Here is a 16,103-nt window from a genome sequence, read left to right as displayed (position 1 = left end):
AGCGGCGGGGTGGGCGGTGACCAGAAGATGGCGGAGACGACAGCTGTCCCCGGAGGCCCCGAACCGGCAGCGGACTCGGGCCCCTGGGACGCCGTACCGCCGCCGCGCACCCCGGCCGAGGAGCACCCGCCCGGGCCCGCCGCGCTCTACGAGCCGCCGCCCGTGCCCCCGCTCCCGCCGTCCGCTCCGGCAGCCCCGCCGTCGGCTCCGACGGCTCCGACGGCTCCGTCGGCTCCGTCGGCTCTGGCCGCGGTGCCGGGCCCACCGCCGACCGCGCCCACCGGATGGACCGTCACCGGCATGCCCGCCGTGGGCGCGCCGCCGTCCGCGGCCACGCCGCCGCCCTTCCCGGCCCCGGGCGTGAGCGCCCCCGGTGCGGGCGGACTGGGGGCGGCGCCGCGCGGACGGATCCTGGTCGTCGAGGGCGGTTACGGCAACTCCGGGCGCCGCACCTGGGGTCGGGGCGGTCCCGCCCAGGCGTCGGTGCTGTCCGCGATGCTCGCGGCCGTCTCACCGCAGGTACTGCTCGCCGCGGACGCGGTGGACGCCGTCCACCTCCCCGGCGCCAGCGACCCGCACACCGTCCTCGCCCACCTGCGCGCCGCGTCCCGCCATCCGGGGCCGCTGCTCGTCCACTTGGGCGGTCACGTGGTCGCCGACAAGCGCGGCGGACAGCTCCAGCTCACCCTGCGCGACTCCAAGCAGGACGGCCTGCCCTGGCAGGCCGTCGCCGCCGAGCTGAGCCACCGCCCGGCCGAGTGGCAGACCCTCGTCGTCGCCGACCTCAGCGCCGACCAGAACGCCTGGCCGTACCTCCAGGGCGCCGCCTCGCCGCTCAGCGAGGGCATCCCGCTGTGGGCGGTCGTCAGCCCGGACCCGGAGCAGATCGGCACCTTCACCAGGGCCCTGATCGAGGCGCTGCACGGCGGCCACCCCGGCGCGGGGGACGTGCTCGCGCCCGAGCAACTGCGGCAACAGGTGTACTCGGTGCTGCGGCCGGACGTCGTCATCCTGGCCACGCACGCCCCGGACCGGCCGGTCTTCCGCAACACCGCCCGCCGTGGCGACGGTCCGCCGGCCGACGCGGTGCCGGCTGACGTGGTGCCGGTTCACGCGGTGCCGCCGGTCGATGCCGTGCGGGCCGATGTGGTGTCGTCCGGGCCGGCCGCGCTGTCGGCGGTGCCGCCGGTGCCGGGTCGGGCGGAGTCGCAGGACGCCGTCGTCGAACCGCCCGTGGCGCCCTCGGCCTTGCCGTCGTCGGCCTCCCCGGCTCCCGCGACCGAGGCCGGTCCGGTGAGCCTGGTCAAGCCCGGCGTGCCGCCCACCCCGCCCAGGCCGTCCCGCCCGGTCAGCCTGCTGAAGGGGCAGCCGGCCGGCCGGGCTGGTGTGACCCTGCACAAGCCCGTTCCGGCGGACGCGACGCCCGAGGTCGTCGAGCCGTCCGCAGGCGTGACGCTGGCCAAGCCCCAGCAGCCGGGGCCGGAGCCGGAGTTGAAGCCGGAGTTGGAGTCCGGGCGGGAGCGGGAGTCGGAGCAGGCGCTGGCAGACGTCGCCACGCCGACGGCGGAACCGCAGGACGCCGCCCCGACGCAGGCCCCTCCCGTTGACGAGGCCCCCGCCGATGCGGTGTCGACGGTGGAAGCGCCGGACGACACGGCCCCTCCCGTTGACGAGGCCCCCGTGGACGCGGTCCCGGTGGCGGAGGCCCCAGCGGACGAGGTGCCGGCAGGCGCGGTGCCGGCGGACGAGGTGCCTGCCGATGCGGTGCCTGCAGACGCGGTGCCCGTCGACGCTCCGGCGTCCGGTCAGCCGCGTGCCGACTACCGGGACGCCATCGGCCGGATCGTCCGCAGCGCGGATGCCGGGGAGCACGGTGCCGCCACCGAACTCGCCTTCGCCCTCGAACTGGAGGCGATCGCCGAGCACGGCGCCGTCTCCGAACCGGTCCTCCAGGTGCGCCAGGTCCGGGCGCACGTGTGCCGTCTCGCGGGCCGGCCGGCCGAGGCCGCGGACATCTACCGCGAGGTGGCCCTGGCGCTGCTCCGTTCGCGGGGGCCGGACCACCCGGAGACCCAGCAGGCGGCCACCAATGCCGAGGCCTGCTGGCGCTCGGTCCCCGACCGCGCGGCGGCCCTTCGGATCGCCCCGGAGATCATCGAGCTCCGCGCCTACCTCCCGGGCCCCGACGGCCGTAAGCTCCGCGCCGCCGAGCGCTACCTCGCCCAACTGGCCGCCGCCCCGGAGCCCGCAGCGCCGCCCGCCCCGGAGCCCGCTTCCGCCTCGGCGGACCGCGTCTGACCCTTCGCGCCGCGCGGCCGGGCCGGCGACCGGCACCGGGCTGCGAGCAGCTAACACCGAACAGAAAACAAAAAACAGAAAACAGCGAACAGATAACAGATTTCGAAATCTGTTATCTGTTCGCTGTTAGTTGTTACTTGCTACCCACCACTGCCCGTCAGCGACCGGCGATGGCGTGGACGAACTTCGCGCCGTCGATGGTGCCGAGGCCGCTGGAGAGGTCGTAGCCCTCGGTGGCGGTGTAGCCGGTGACGCCGCCCCAGGAGTTGTCGCCCTCCTTCACGTCCGTGATGCCGGTCCGTGCGCCCGGGAGCAGGTTGAGCCCGTACAGGCGCCAGTTGAGCTGGCCGAGGCGGTGGCCGGCGAGCTGGTCGGCGAGGGCGACGACGCCGGAGAACAGCGGGGTGGCCTCGCTGGTGCCGCCGGTGAGGTGCCAGCCGACGGAGGTCGGGTCGTAGGACTCGTAGGTCCAGGCGCCGCCGTCGACGGCCGCGCTCATGCTGATGTCGGGCGTGCCGCGGTGGTTGCCGGTGACGTTGGCGACGCCGGCCTGGTACCACGGGCGCTCGAAGATGCCGGAGACGCCACCGCCGCCGGCGCCGGACTTGTCGTGCCACACCTTGTCGGGCGCGGTGCGCGCGCCGTTGTCGTCCAGGGTGAGCTGGGTGCCGCCGATGGAGGTGACCAGCGGGTCGGAGGACGGCCAGGAGTTGACCTTGTACGGGTACAGGTCGGTGCCGTTGGTCTGCGCGTCGGTGGCGCCGTTGTCGCCGGAGGCGGCGAGCACGGTGACGTTGTGGTCGGCGGCGGCCTTGAAGGCGTAGCGCAGGTCGGTGAGCGACTTGAAGTCGCCCTTGTCGTACCCCGGGAAGGTGTTCTCGGTGGCGCCGAAGCTCTGCGAGATGACGTCGCCGCGGCCGGCCTTGATGAGGGCCTTCTCGGCGTCCATCATCTCGGGCAGACCGGTGGTGCCCTCGGTCTCGGCGACACCGGTCTCGACCAGGACGATGTGCGCGTCGGGGGCGATGGCGTGGGCGTACTCGACGTCCAGCGTGGTCTCGCCGGCCCAGCCGGTGTGGTCGGGGTTCTTGGGGTCGAAGGCGGGGACGTTGCCCCACTTGACCACCTCGACGTTGGTGTCCTGGATGCCCCACTGCTTGTCGAAGACCTCCAGGTCGTGCTGGATGGTCGGCGAGCCGAAGGAGTCGACGATGACGATCGTGCGGCCCTTGCCGGTGATGCCCTCCTGGTACAGCGGGTTCAGGTTGTAGGCGTTCCGGTACTGCAGCGGCGAGTAGCAGTGGATGCCGATCTGGCTGACGCACTGGGTGGTGGTCAGCGGGGCGGTGCGGCCCTGGGCGTTGTGGTGCCCGAAGGAGGCGGGGCGGACGTGGACGCCCGTGAGGTCGTGCGCGGGGGCGGCGGTCGCGGCGCCGACCGCCGGGACGGCGATGGTGCCGGCCGTGAGGGCGGTGGCCCCGACGGCGAGCAGAGCCAGGGCACGGCGAAGGGGGGCGGGGCTGCCCATGGGACTCCTTGGGGCGCAGGGCCCGACCTGGTCCGGTCGGGTCGGTCCGGCCATCCCATCGACTGCCGCATGATCATGCCATAGTCATTTGGTGGGGTCGCCTGATCAGAGGCATGGTCATGCTCGGCCACGCGAAAAGGTAAAGACCGTCCCAGGTGAAGGTAACCCCACGCCCGGGACGGTCATGTGACGACACATCAGTATTATCGTACTAATGCTGAGGGGTTCTTGACGATCCCCGCCCGGGCCAGCCCTACCGCGCCCCGCCGTTGACGTACAGCGTCTGCCCGCTGACGTACGAGGCGTCCTCGCTGGCCAGGAAGGCGACCACGGACGCGATCTCCTCCGGCTGTCCCACCCGGCGCAGCGGGGTCCGGGCGGAGACCTCCGCGTGCTGGTCCTCGGCCGTGCTGCCGACCCGCTCGGCGGTGGCCGCGGTCATCGCGGTGGCGACGTACCCGGGGGCGACGGCGTTGACGTTGATGTTGAACGGCCCCAGCTCGATCGCGAGGGTCGCGGTGAGCCCCTGGATGCCGGCCTTGGCGGCCGCGTAGTTGGCCTGCCCCCGGTTGCCGAGGGCGGAGCGCGAGCTGAGCGAGACGATCTTCCCGTACTTCTGCGCCACCATGTACTTCTGCGCGACGTGGCTGCAGTTGTACGCGCTGGTCAGATTGACGGTCAGGACCGCGTCCCAGTCGGCCTTCGGCATCTTGAAGAACAGGTTGTCCCGGGTGATCCCGGCGTTGTTCACCAGGATGTGCACCCCGCCGAGGTCTGCCGCGACCTGTGCGAACACCGCCTCGACGGCGTCGTAGTCGGCCACGTCGCAGCCGTACGCCCGAGCGGTGCCGCCCTTGGCGGTGATCTCCGCGACCGTCCCGGCGGCCCGTTCGGCGGTGAGGTCGACGACGGCGACGGTCGCGCCCTCCTCGGCGAGCCGGCGGGCGGTGGCCGCGCCGATGCCCTGCGCGGCGCCGGTCACGACGGCGACCCGCCCCGCGAACCTGCCCGCCAGGCCCGTCACTTCAGCCACTGCGGCTACTTCAGTCATTCCCGGTGCTCCCTTGAACTCGGACGTGAACTCGAACTCGGACGTGAACTCGGACGCGGACTCGACCGTGAACTCGGCCGCGAACGCGGGCGCGCACTCAGTCAACGTTCTCGACGAGGACGGCAGTGCCCTGACCGACCCCCACACACATGGTGGCGAGGCCGCGCCGGGCGTCGGTGCGGCGCATCCGGTGCAGCAGGGTGGTGAGGATGCGCGCGCCGGAGCCGCCCAGCGGGTGGCCGAGCGCGATCGCCCCGCCGCTCGGGTTGACCAGTTCGTCGGCCTGTTCGGGGGTGAATCCGATGCCGTCGGCGGAGGCCAGGGCCTGGGCGGCGAAGGCCTCGTTGAGTTCGGCGGTGTCGAGGTCGGCCAGCGACCAGCCGGCCCGGCCGAGCACCTTGCGGGTGGCCGGCACCGGGCCGATGCCCATCACGTCGGGGTGCACCCCGACGGAGGCGCCGGCCACGTACCGGCCGAGCGGCCGCAGCCCGAGGTCGCGCAGCGCCTCCTCGCCGACCAGGAGCAGCCCGGCCGCGCCGTCGTTCATCGGCGAGGCGTTGCCGGCCGTGACGGTGCCGCCGGGGCGGAAGGCGGGCTTGAGGCGGGCGAGTTTCTCCAGGCTGGTGTCCTCGCGGATGCCCTCGTCCTGGCCGACCGTCACGCCGTCGGGCCGTTCGACCGGGATCAGCTCGGCGTCGAAGTGGCCGTCCTTGCGGGCGGCAGCGGCCCGTTGGTGGCTGCGCAGCGCGAAGGCGTCCTGGCGTTCCCGCCCGATGCCGTACCGGCCGGCCACCTCCTCGGCGGTCTCGCCCATGCTGAGCACGCCGTGCAGTTCGGCCATCCGGGGGTTGGTGAGCCGCCAGCCGAGCCGGGTGTCGTAGGTCTCGATCCGGTGCGGGAGGGCCTCGTCGGGGCGGGGGAGGACGAAGGGGGCGCGGGTCATCGACTCGCAGCCGCCGGCCAGGACGACGTCGGCCTCGCCGGAGCCGATGGCCCGGGCGGCGAGGGTGACGGCCTCCAGCCCGGAGGCGCAGAGCCGGTTGACGGTGGCGCCGGGGACGGTCTCCGGCAGGCCGGCCAGCAGGACGGCCATCCGGGCGGCGTTGCGGTTGTCCTCGCCGGCCTGGTTGGCGGCGCCCCAGTAGACGTCGTCGATGCGGGCGGGGTCGAGGGCGGGGACGTCGGCGAGCAGGGCGCGCAGCACGGTGGCCGAGAGGTCGTCCGGGCGGACCGTGGCGAGCGCTCCGCGCAGCCGGCCGATGGGTGTGCGGCGGGCTGCGGCGAAGTAGACGGGACGCACGTCGTCGGGCTCCTATCCGGTTGAATCCGAGTGATCCGAGTGATCCGAGCAGTCAGGGTGATCCGAGCAGTCAGGACGGTCCGGGTGGTCCGGGTGACCCGTCCTGGCTGATCGGATGGGATGAACGGGCTGGTCAGAAGGCGTTGACCCCGGTGAGGGCGCGGCCGATGAGCAACTGGTGGATCTGGCTGGTGCCCTCGTAGAGGGTCATGACCCGCGCGTCGCGCAGGTACTTGCCGACCGGGTACTCGTCGATGAAGCCGTAGCCGCCGAACACCTGGAGCGCGTTGTTGGCGGCCCGGACGGCGGCCTCGCTCGCGTAGAGCTTGGCGACGGAGGACTCGGTGGCGAACGGCAGACCGCGTTCGATGTGGTCGGCGACCTTCCAGGTGAGCAGCCGGGCGGCCTCGACGTCGACGGCGATGCCGGCCAGCAGTTCCTGGACGAGCTGGTGCGAGGCGATCGGGCGGCCGAACTGCTCGCGCTCGCCGGCGTAGCGGACGGCGGCCTCCAGGCAGGCGCGGGCGATGCCGACGCAGCCCGCCGCGACCGACATCCGGCCCTTGGCGAGCGCGGACATCGCCACCCGGAACCCCTTGTCGACCTCGCCGAGCCGCGCGCTGTCGGGCACCCGGACCCGGTCGAGGGCGAGCTCGGCGGTGGCCTGGCCGCGCAGGCCGAGCTTGCCGTGGATCTCGGTGCGGGTGAAGCCGGGCAGGTCGGTGGGCACCAGGAAAGCGGTGATGCCCTTGTGGCCCTGCCGGTCGGGGTCGTCGCCGCCGGTGCGGGCGAAGACCAGGGCGACGTCGGCCCAGGTGCCGTTGGTGATGAACATCTTGGCGCCGCTGATCAGCCAGTCGTCGCCGTCCCGGACGGCGCGGGTGCTGAGGTTGGCCGCGTCGGAGCCGGTGCCGGGTTCGGTGAGCGCGAAGCAGCCGAGCGACTCGCCCGAGGTGAGCCGGGGGAGCCAGTGCTGCTTCTGCTCCTCGGTCCCGTAGCCGTTGACGGACTTGGCGACCAGGCCGAGCGTGACCGAGACGATGCCGCGGACGGCCGAGTCGCCGCGGCCGAGCTCCTCCAGGACCAGGCAGTACGCGAGGTGGTCGCCGCCGCTGCCGCCGTAATCCTCGGGGATGGTGAGGCCGAGGAAGCCGAGCCCGGCCAGTTTGCCGATGATCGCGCGGTCGACGGACTCGGCACGGTCCCAGGCGGCGGCGTGCGGAGCGATCTCGCGGTCGGTGAAGGAGGCGGCGAGGTCCCGGACGGCGCTCTGCTCCTCGGACAGCTCCAGGTTCACGGCGGCTCCAGATCCATTAAACTAGCGCTGCAAGTTTTATGGAGGGACTGTAGCCCCGGCCGGCCCGCGCTGGGAAGGGGCACCTGCCAGAATCGGTCCCCGCCCCACCCGACCGGAGGAACCGGAGGCAGCACCCCGATGGCCCGCCCGCGCACCCCGCTGCTCAGCCGCGAGCGCATCGTCGCCGCTGCTCTGCGGCTGATCGACGCCGAGGGCCTGGCTGCCCTCTCCACCCGCCGCCTCGCCACCGAACTGTCGGTCAGCGGTCCCTCGCTCTACAACCACGTCGCGACCAAGGACGAACTGCTGGACGCGGTGGTGGACAGCGTGATCGGCGAGGTCGACTTGTCGATGTTCGGCACGCCCGACGGCCCGCCCACCGCTACGCCCACCGCTAAGCCCGACGGCACGCCCGACGACGCACCCACCGCTACGCCCAGCGGCCGGCCGACGCCCTGGCCGGACGCGCTGCGCGCCTGGGCCCGCTCCTACCGCGCCGCCCTCGCCGCCCACCCCAACATCGTGCCGGTGCTCGCCCAGGGCCCGGGCCGCCGACCGAACGCGCTGCGCCTGGCCGACGCGGTCTTCGGCCACCTGGTCGAGGCCGGCTGGCCGCGCGGCCAGGCCACCCGGATCGGCGCGCTGATGCGCTACTTCGTCACCGGCTCGGCACTGGCCTCCTTCGCGGCCGGCTTCCCCGCGGACGCCGAGGTGTACGACGCGGCCGACTACCCGCACCTCGGCGAGGCGCACCGGCTGGCCGGGCACCGCGGGACGGTGGACGAGGGCGCCTTCGAGACCGGCCTGGAAGCGCTGCTCGACGGGCTCGTCCTGCGCTTCGAGCGCCTCACCGAACGCCCCTAGACCCCGCCGCCGGCCTTCCCCCTGTCCCACCGTCCCGCTGTTTCCGCTGCCCCCGCCCCCGCTGCCCCCGCCCCCGCTGCCCCCGCCCCCGCTGCCCCCGCCCCCGCTGCCCCCGCCGCCCCCCGCCTCACCAGGGCTCGCGCGCCAGGAAGGCCGGCCGCAGCGACGGGTCCACCGGGTCGTAGTACCGGTGGTAGACGGGCGTGAGTCCGCCGGAGACCGGGGGCACGATCCAGCTCCAGTCCGCCGGGGTCGGCCGGCCGAGCCGCTTCTCCTGGGCGACGTGCCGGAGGAAGCGCTCGGACTCGGTGTGGTGGTCGGCGATCGTCACTCCGGCCTCCTGGAAGGAGTGCAGCACCGCGATGTTGAGCTCGATCAGCGCGCGGTCGCGCCAGAGCGTGCGCTCGCTGGAGGTGTCCAGGCCCAGGCGCTCGGCGACGGTGCCGAGCAGGTCGTAGCGGTCGGCGTCGGCGAGGTTGCGGGCGCCGATCTCGGTGCCCATGTACCAGCCGTTGAAGGGCGCGGCCGGGTAGCGGACGCCGCCGATCTCCAGCGTCATGTCGCTGATCGCGGGCACCGCGTACCAGCGCAGGCCCAGGTCGGCGAACCAGTCGTACGCGGGGTGGGTGAGCGGCACCTCCAGGGTGGTGTCGTCCGGCAGCTCGTACCAGCGCGGGCGCTCGTCGGGGCGTTCCTGGACGAGCAGCGGCAGCACCTCGAAGCGGTCCTCGGCGCACTTCCAGCCGAGGTCGCGGGCGCGGGCGGCGAGTGCGGTGCCGGCCGGGTCGCCGACGACGGCGTCGCCGACCCGGTGGCCGGCGTAGCGGACCAGCTGCTGGTTGACGATGCGGGCGGCCGGGCGGCCCGGGCGGTCGGGGGCGAACACCGAGACCACCGGGCGGATCCGTCCGCCGTTGCCGGCCAGCCGCAGGTGCTCGAAGCACTCGGCGGCGATGTCGTCGGCCGAGTCGAGGTGGCGCAGGTCGCGCACCACCAGACTGCGCCAGTACAGCCGGCCGATGCAGCGGGCGGCGTTGCGCCAGGCGAGTTTGGCGCCGTAGGCGAGTTCGGCGGGGGTGTGCTCGTAGCTGCCGGTGCGCCCGATCTCGTCGAGGACGGCCCGTATCCGGGCGTCCGGGGCCCCGGTGGCGGGCTGCTCGCGATGGAAGCGGCGGATGAACTCGGCGGCCTGCTCCGGGTCGGTGAACGGCGGCGTGGACGATGGCGGGGGCGTGGACGGCGGCGTGGACGATGGCGGGGGCGACGGCCGGGCCGCGGCCGGGGTGTGGGTGTGGGTGTGGGCGTACGGGCAGCCGCCGGCGGGGGCGGCGGCCGGTCTGCGGGCGCGGAGCCGGTTGAAGATCAAGGACACATCCCTCCTGGCGAACAGGAGTACCGGAGGTGTCCGGGCCGCCGCAGGGAGTGAACGATTCGGCCCCCGCACCCGCGCTGATCGCGCTAGGGTGCGGGGGCCGATGGTCGGACTGTCGGATCAGCCCATGTCCTCCAGTCGGACGCCCTTGGTCTCCTTCATGAACTTCGCCACGAAGACGATCGACAGCGCCGCGAACGCCGCGTACACCAGGTAGGTCGCCGACAGGTTCCAGCGCGACATCGACGGGAACGACACGGTGATCGCCCAGTTGGCGATCCACTGCGCGGAGGCGGCGACGGACAGCGCGGCGGCCCGGATGCGGTTCGGGAACATCTCGCCGAGCATCACCCAGACGACGACGCCCCAGGACATCGCGAAGAACAGCACGAAGGCGTTGGCGGCGACCAGCGCGACGGTGCCCTGGAGGTCGGGCAGCGTGACGTTGTCGCCGCTGCCGGTGGCGGAGGAGAACGCCCAGCCGGCCGCGCCGAGCGCGACGGCCATGCCGGCCGAGCCGATCAGGGCGAGCGGCTTGCGGCCGATCCGGTCCACCAGCAGGATCGCGACGACGGTGCCGAGGATGTTGATGACCGAGCCGACGAAGCTGATCAGCAGCGAGTTGCTCTGGTCGATGCCGACCGACTGCCACAGGATCGACGAGTAGTAGAAGATCACGTTGATGCCGACCAGCTGCTGGAAGACCGACAGGCCGATGCCGACCCAGACGATCGGCAGCAGGCCGAAGCGCCCGCCGAGCAGGTCGCCGAAGCGCGGGCGGTGGTCGGAGGCGATCAGCCCCTGGACCTCTGCGATCCGGGCGTCGGTGTCGATGTCCTGGCCCTCGACCTGGGCGAGCACGGCGCGGGCGTCGTCCAGCCGGCCGGCCTGGATCAGGTAGCGCGGGGACTCGGGGATCACCGAGGCGAGGGTGAAGTAGACCGCGGCCGGGACGACGCAGATGCCGAGCATCCACTGCCAGGCCTCCAGGCCGAGCAGCTGGCCGCGGGTGTCGCCGCCGGCCGCGTTCGCCAGCAGCCAGTTGACCAGCTGGGAGATCGCGATGCCGAGCACGATCGCGGCCTGCTGGAAGGAGGCCAGCCGGCCCCGGTACTTGGTGGGCGCGACCTCGGCGATGTAGGTCGGGGCGATCACCGAGGCGATGCCGATGGCCGCGCCGCCGAGCACGCGCCAGAAGGCGAGGTCCCAGGCGGCGAAGGGGAGCATCGAGCCGATCGCGCTGACCGCGAACAGCAGCGCGCCCGCCTTCATGACCTTGATGCGGCCGTAGCGGTCGGCGAACCGGCCGGCCAGTGCGGCGCCGATCGCCGAGCCCAGCAGGGCGGAGGAGACGATCAGACCGGTCACGCCGTCGCCGACGCCGAACTTCTCCTGGATTCCGGAGACGGCGCCGTTGATCACGGAACTGTCGTAGCCGAACAGGAACCCGCCGAGGGCTGCGGCGGCGGTGATGAAGACGACGAAGCCGAGGCGGCCGGGCGCGGAGGCCTCGACCGCCCCGGAGGGCTGCTTGGTGACGCTCACGATCTTGACTCCTGGTACTCAACGCTGAGCTCGGTAGCCGAGATCGTAACCCCTATTCGTTTAAGTCTTGTACACCTGAAACCTCAATTTTTGCTCTGAGTATTCGTAAAGTGAACAAGCAAATTAGGCTGCGCCGACCCTCCCTACGCCGGGGCGGACAGTGACAGCCCGAACCGGCCCTCCTCGTCCGTCCACCAGTGGCTCAGCCGCAGCCCGGCCGCCGCCAGCTCGGCGGACACCCGCTCCCGGCGGAACTTGGCGGACACCTCGGTGCGCAGCTCCTCGCCCCGGTCGAAGTGCACCGGCAGGTTCAGCGCCGGGATCTTCACGGTCTGCGCGCGCAGCGAGCGCAGCCGCATCTCGATCCACTCCCGGTCCGGGTCCCACCGCGCGACGTGCGCGAACGCGGTCGGGTCGAAGTCGGCGCCCAGCTCGCGGTTGAGCACGTTGAGCACGTTGAGGTTGAACTCGGCGGTCACCCCGGCCGCGTCGTCGTAGGCGGCGACCAGCATCGACGGGTCCTTGACCAGGTCGGTGCCGAGCAGCAGGAAGTCGCCCGGGTCGAGGGCCGCGCGCAGCCCGCGCAGGAAGGCCGCCCGCTCCTCGGGCAGCAGGTTGCCCAGGGTGCCGCCGAGGAAGGCGACCAGCCGGGGGCCGCCCTCCGGGGGCAGGCCGAGCCGGGCGGTGAAGTCGGCCAGCACGCCGTGTACGGCGAGCCCGGGGTACTCGGCGGCGAGCGCGACGCCGGCGGCGGTCAGCGCGCTCTCGCTGACGTCCACCGGGACGTACGTCTCCAGGGTGCCGAGCGCGCGCAGCGCGTCCAGCAGCAGCCGGGTCTTCTCGGAGGAGCCGGAGCCCAGCTCGACCAGCGTGCGGGCCCCGGTGGCGGCGGCGATCTCGCCGGCCCGGGCGGTCAGGATGGCCCGCTCGGCGCGGGTCGGGTAGTACTCCGGCAGCCGGGTGATCTCCTCGAACAGCTCGCTGCCCCGCGCGTCGTAGAACCACTTCGGCGGCAGCCACTTGGGTTCGGAGGTCAGCCCGTGCTGCACGTCGTGGCGCAGCGCGGTGCTGAAGTGGTCGGCGGGCAGCAGCCGGGTGAGATCAAATGTGTCCATGACAGGGTGGGTCCTCTGTTCAGAAGATGAAGGGGCGATGGAGGATCAGTAGTGGCCGAGGAGCTGACGGACGGTGACGCCGCGCTCGTCGACCACCACCAGCGAGCCGTCCGGAACGGCCGTCCAGCCGGGGGCGTCGTCGTACGGCTCGGAGGCCACCACCGTGCCGAGCCCGGGCAGGTCGCGGTGGTGCAGGGTGTCGCCCCAGGCGGTCGCGGCGAGCGTGCGGCCGTCGGTGAGCAGCAGGTTGAGCCGGCCGGTGGTGTGTGCGGTGACGTCCGCGACGGTGCCCGCCAGCGCCTCGCCGAGCCCGGCCCCCGCCCGCAGCCGGTGCAGGGCCAGGGCCCACAGCAGCGCCGAGTCGGAGCGCGCCTCCAGCTCCAGCAGCTCGGCCGGCGGGAGCAGGGCGGCCAGCGCGTCCAGCTTGCCCGGCCAGCCCGCCACCGCGCCGTTGTGGCTGAACAGCCAGTGCCCGGCCGCGAACGGCGCCGCCGCGCTCTCGCCCGCCGCGCAGCCCTCGGTGGCGGAGCGCACCGCCGCCAGCAGCGCCCGGGTGCGGATCACCCGGGCGAGGTCGGCGAACGCGGCGTCCGCCCAGATCGGCCCGTCCCGGCGGTAGCGGGCCGGCACCTCGTCGCCGTCCGCGTACCAGCCGAGGCCGAAGCCGTCCGCGTTGACCGTGCCGTACTGCTGCGCCCGGGGCGCCCAGGACTGCCGGTACAGGCCGTGCGGCGGGTGCACCAGCAGCTCCTGCGGCGCCACCGGCTCACCCAGGTAGGCGAGGTGGCGGCACATCAGGCCACCTCCAGGTCGCGGGCGGTGCGGAACCCGGCGAAGATCTGCCGCCGGACGGGGTAGTCCCAGTTACGGAAGGTGCCCCGGCAGGCGACCGGCGCCACCGCGAAGCAGCCGCCGCGCAGCACCTTGTACTCCGGTCCGAAGAAGACCTCCGAGTACTCCTGGTACGGCCAGGCCCGGAACCCCGGGTAGGGGCGGAAGTCGCTGGCCGTCCACTCCCACACGTCGCCGATCAACTGCCGTACACCGCACGGGGACTCGCCCGCCGGGTAGCCGCCGGCCGGGGCCGGGCGCAGGTGCCGCTGCCCGAGGTTGGCGTGCTCGGCTCCGGGGGCCTGGTCGCCCCACGGGTAGCGGCGGGAGCGGCCGCTCGCCGGGTCGTGCCGGGCCGCCTTCTCCCACTCCGCCTCGGTCGGCAGCCGCCGTCCGGCCCACCGGGCGTAGGCGTCCGCCTCGTACCAGCTGACGTGCAGGACGGGCTCGTCCGCCGGGACGGGCTCCACCGCGCCGAACCGGCGCCGCAGCCACTGGCCGCCGTCCAGGCGCCAGAACAGCGGGGCGGTCAGGTCGGCCCGCCGCCGGTGCTCCCAGCCCTCGGGCGTCCACCAGCGCGGCTCGTCGTAGCCGCCGTCCGCGATGAACCGCTGGTACGCGGCGTTGGTGACGGGCGTGGTGTCCAGCAGGAAGGCGGGCAGCTCGACCACGTGCGCGGGGCGCTCGTTGTCCAGCGCCCACGGCTCGGTGTCGGTGCCCATCGTGAACGGCCCTGCGGGGACGAGCACTTCGGCGGGCAGAGCGGCCGCGTCCGCCGGGGCGGGCGGCGGCGGGGGAGCGGCCAGCGCCGGCTCCCCCGGGCGGAGCTGGTGGGTGATCAGCATCGTCTCGTCGTGCTGCTGCTCGTGCTGGGCGATCATCCCGAACGCGAACCCCGCGTCCAGCAGCGGCGCCCCCTCCAGCGGGCTGGCCGCCAGCAGGTCCAGCACCCGGCCGCGCACCTCGTGCGCGTACGCCCGGGCCTCGGCGGGCGCCAGCAGCGGCAGGCTCGGCCGCTCGGCCCGGGGGTGCTGGAAGGCGTCGTACAGCGGGTCGATCTCCGGGTGCATCGGGTCGCGGCCGCCGACGTTGCGCAGCAGCCAGAGTTCCTCCTGGTTGCCGATGTGCGCCAGGTCCCAGACCAGCGGGGACATCAACGGCGAGTGCTGGGCGGTGAGGTCGCCGTCCTCGACGCAGTCGGTGAGCGCGGCGGTGCGGGCGCGGGCGGCCAGCAGCTCGGCCGCGATGGTCTCGCGCAACTCCTCGGTGCCCGCCGCCGGGGCGGCAGGGGGGCGGACGTCGGTCATGGTGCGGCCTCCTCCGGAGGAGTGCGTCGGGTGCCGGAGCGCAGGGCGTCCAGCTGGTCGTCGGCGGGGCAGCGGCCTCGCGCGGGGTAGCGCTCGGCGAACTCGGCGACGGCGGCGCGCAGCCGTCCGGCGCCGGGCAGGCGGCCCAGCGCGGCGTCGGCGGCGGCGAAGCAGGTCAGGGCGGCGCGGCGCAGCTCGGGATCGGCGACGGCCAGCGTCGCGGCCCGGCGCCAGACGTCGCTGCGCGGCGGGCGCGGACCGTCCGGGCGGTCCAGCGGCTCCAGCGCGGCGAGCGCGGCCTCGGCGGCCGGCGGGTCGTCCAGCAGCGCGGTGACCAGGGCGGTGGGTACCACCCAGCCGTCCCCGGGCTGGGCGTCGATCATGCGCAGCTCCAGGTGGCCGCGTGGGCGCACCGGCGGGAACAGGGTGGTCCGGTGGTAGTCCAAGTCGGCCAGCGTGGGCGGGCGTTCACCACCGCCGCGGACCCAGTCGCGGAAGGTCAGGCCGGGCGGGGCCGTCCACGGCAGCCCCTCCGGGCGGCGCACGCACAGCACCTCGGCGTCCAGCACGTACTGCGCCCAGGCCTCGCGCGGGTCGCCGTGGTCCGGCTCCGGGGCGAGCGTGCGGGTCGGGTCCATCCGGGACCAGACGGTCTGCCGGGTGGACCGGTGACCGGTCGGCCTGCCGTCCAGCAGCGGGGAGTTGGCGAAGGCGGCGACCAGGACCGGGCCGAGCAGGTGGGTCAGCCGCCAGCGGCGCTCCACCGCGTGCGGGCCGCCCGCGTCGCCGGCGTCCAGGCACACCTGCACCGAGGCCGTGCCGGTCATCATGATCCGGCCCCAGGGGCCGGCGGAGTCGAAGAACCGCTCCATCGCGAGGTAGCGGGGGTGGTCCAGGACCATCAGGCGGGGGCGGGCCAGCGGGTCCGTCCCGGTGCCGGTGAGGCGCAGGCCCTGTGTCGCGAAGGCGGCCCGCAGGGCGGTCAGATCGCGTCGGGTGTCCTCGACGCAGGCCAGGAGGCCGGTGGCGGGCGGGGAGCTGAGCTCGACCTGCCCGCCGGGTTCGAGCGTGAGCCGCGAGCCGGAGGGGAGCGAGGCCCCGTCCGGGCCGCCGAGTGGCAGCGACTCCAGTGCGGCGTGGACCAGTTCCGGTCGGACGGGCTTGCCGGGACATCGGTCGTCGTGGACGAACCACTCGACCTCGACGCCCACCAGCCGGGGCGGTCCGATCTTGAAGCAGACGCCCGACACGTGGCTGAGCGCCCCCGACTCGGTCAGCGGGGTCACCCCCGGCGGGGGCGCTGGGGGGCTCTGCCGGTCGGGCGGAGTGGTGCGGGATGTCGGTATCACCGGACTTACCATCCTCGGGGTCAGGATTGCGGCCCGAACTACCCTGCCCAGTCTGCTACGGAGCATGCGGGGGCGCTTCGCAAATATCGTGTGAACGTTCGTTTCTGCAGGTCAGGGTTGGCGCGATCGGGTGAATCCGGGGATCCGGGGCGGCTTTCCGGGCGTGCGCGGGGTGCCGGGCGGGAGCGTTGAGGGACGTCGGTGAGCAGATGGCGCGCGGGCGTCGGGCGGGGTGCCCCGGCGGTT

Annotated in this window: 12 protein-coding genes; 2 read left to right on the top strand and 10 right to left on the bottom strand. The window is 73.8% G+C overall.

The window, feature by feature from the left end; translation table 11 throughout:
* The first annotated feature begins 300 nt into the window (after positions 1–300).
* Positions 301–2,298 (top strand): hypothetical protein, encoded by a 1,998-nt coding sequence (locus ACFWPI_RS24935; RefSeq protein WP_380373936.1) that lies wholly within the window; start codon positions 301–303, stop codon positions 2,296–2,298.
* A 157-nt stretch (positions 2,299–2,455) separates the two neighbouring features.
* Here ACFWPI_RS24935 and ACFWPI_RS24930 read toward each other — a convergent pair whose 3' ends face one another.
* From ACFWPI_RS24930 to ACFWPI_RS24915, 4 genes are all read right to left on the bottom strand, one after another.
* Entirely contained in the window at positions 2,456–3,826 is a 1,371-nt protein-coding gene (locus ACFWPI_RS24930) for a S53 family peptidase (protein ID WP_363367221.1), read from the bottom strand.
* 253 nt (positions 3,827–4,079) lie between these two features.
* Complete coding sequence (gene fabG, locus ACFWPI_RS24925; RefSeq protein ID WP_380341806.1) at positions 4,080–4,850, bottom strand: 3-oxoacyl-ACP reductase FabG; 771 nt, start codon at positions 4,848–4,850, stop codon at positions 4,080–4,082.
* 124 nt (positions 4,851–4,974) lie between these two features.
* Positions 4,975–6,177: an acetyl-CoA C-acyltransferase gene (locus ACFWPI_RS24920; RefSeq protein WP_063350054.1), complete on the bottom strand. Its 1,203-nt coding sequence runs from the start codon at positions 6,175–6,177 to the stop codon at positions 4,975–4,977.
* Between the two features lie 133 nt (positions 6,178–6,310).
* Complete coding sequence (locus tag ACFWPI_RS24915) at positions 6,311–7,474, bottom strand: acyl-CoA dehydrogenase family protein (protein ID WP_063350055.1); 1,164 nt, start codon at positions 7,472–7,474, stop codon at positions 6,311–6,313.
* Positions 7,475–7,612: 138 nt separating this feature from the next.
* Here ACFWPI_RS24915 and ACFWPI_RS24910 point away from each other — a divergent pair, with 138 nt between their 5' ends.
* Positions 7,613–8,338 carry a TetR/AcrR family transcriptional regulator gene (locus ACFWPI_RS24910; protein ID WP_063350056.1) on the top strand — a complete coding sequence of 242 codons (726 nt, stop codon included), beginning with the start codon at positions 7,613–7,615 and terminating at the stop codon, positions 8,336–8,338.
* 127 nt (positions 8,339–8,465) lie between these two features.
* Here the strand turns inward: ACFWPI_RS24910 and ACFWPI_RS24905 are convergent, their stop codons facing one another.
* The 6 genes from ACFWPI_RS24905 to egtA form a co-directional block, all read right to left on the bottom strand.
* Positions 8,466–9,710 (bottom strand): nitric oxide synthase oxygenase, encoded by a 1,245-nt coding sequence (locus ACFWPI_RS24905; protein ID WP_380373929.1) that lies wholly within the window; start codon positions 9,708–9,710, stop codon positions 8,466–8,468.
* Positions 9,711–9,830: 120 nt separating this feature from the next.
* Positions 9,831–11,255, bottom strand: coding sequence for a sugar porter family MFS transporter (locus tag ACFWPI_RS24900; protein WP_244293502.1), 1,425 nt, complete (start codon positions 11,253–11,255; stop codon positions 9,831–9,833).
* A gap of 143 nt (positions 11,256–11,398) precedes the next feature.
* Complete coding sequence (gene egtD, locus ACFWPI_RS24895; protein WP_063350058.1) at positions 11,399–12,370, bottom strand: L-histidine N(alpha)-methyltransferase; 972 nt, start codon at positions 12,368–12,370, stop codon at positions 11,399–11,401.
* Between the two features lie 45 nt (positions 12,371–12,415).
* Positions 12,416–13,165 (bottom strand): ergothioneine biosynthesis protein EgtC, encoded by a 750-nt coding sequence (egtC, locus tag ACFWPI_RS24890; RefSeq protein ID WP_380373925.1) that lies wholly within the window; start codon positions 13,163–13,165, stop codon positions 12,416–12,418.
* On the bottom strand, positions 13,165–14,508 hold the full coding sequence (gene egtB / locus ACFWPI_RS24885) for an ergothioneine biosynthesis protein EgtB (protein ID WP_380373923.1): 1,344 nt from the start codon (positions 14,506–14,508) through the stop codon (positions 13,165–13,167). The genes egtC and egtB overlap by 1 nt, the downstream gene beginning before the upstream one ends.
* A complete protein-coding gene (gene egtA / locus ACFWPI_RS24880; protein ID WP_380373920.1) occupies positions 14,505–15,794 on the bottom strand; it encodes an ergothioneine biosynthesis glutamate--cysteine ligase EgtA in 1,290 nt (429 codons plus the stop codon). The genes egtB and egtA overlap by 4 nt, the downstream gene beginning before the upstream one ends.
* Positions 15,795–16,103 lie beyond the last annotated feature (309 nt).

Origin of the sequence: Kitasatospora sp. NPDC058492 (assembly GCF_042720685.1) — a bacterium.
GTDB lineage: Bacteria > Actinomycetota > Actinomycetes > Streptomycetales > Streptomycetaceae > Kitasatospora.
This window is presented reverse-complemented; position numbering and strand designations above follow the sequence as displayed.

Coding starts and splice junctions, on each gene's coding strand:
- egtD (WP_063350058.1), bottom strand. CDS start 12,370: ATGGACACATTTGATCTCACCCGGCTGCTGCCCGCCGACCACTTCAGC.
- egtB (WP_380373923.1), bottom strand. CDS start 14,508: ATGACCGACGTCCGCCCCCCTGCCGCCCCGGCGGCGGGCACCGAGGAG.
- ACFWPI_RS24930 (WP_363367221.1), bottom strand. CDS start 3,826: ATGGGCAGCCCCGCCCCCCTTCGCCGTGCCCTGGCTCTGCTCGCCGTC.
- egtC (WP_380373925.1), bottom strand. CDS start 13,165: ATGTGCCGCCACCTCGCCTACCTGGGTGAGCCGGTGGCGCCGCAGGAG.
- ACFWPI_RS24935 (WP_380373936.1), top strand. CDS start 301: ATGCCCGCCGTGGGCGCGCCGCCGTCCGCGGCCACGCCGCCGCCCTTC.
- ACFWPI_RS24910 (WP_063350056.1), top strand. CDS start 7,613: ATGGCCCGCCCGCGCACCCCGCTGCTCAGCCGCGAGCGCATCGTCGCC.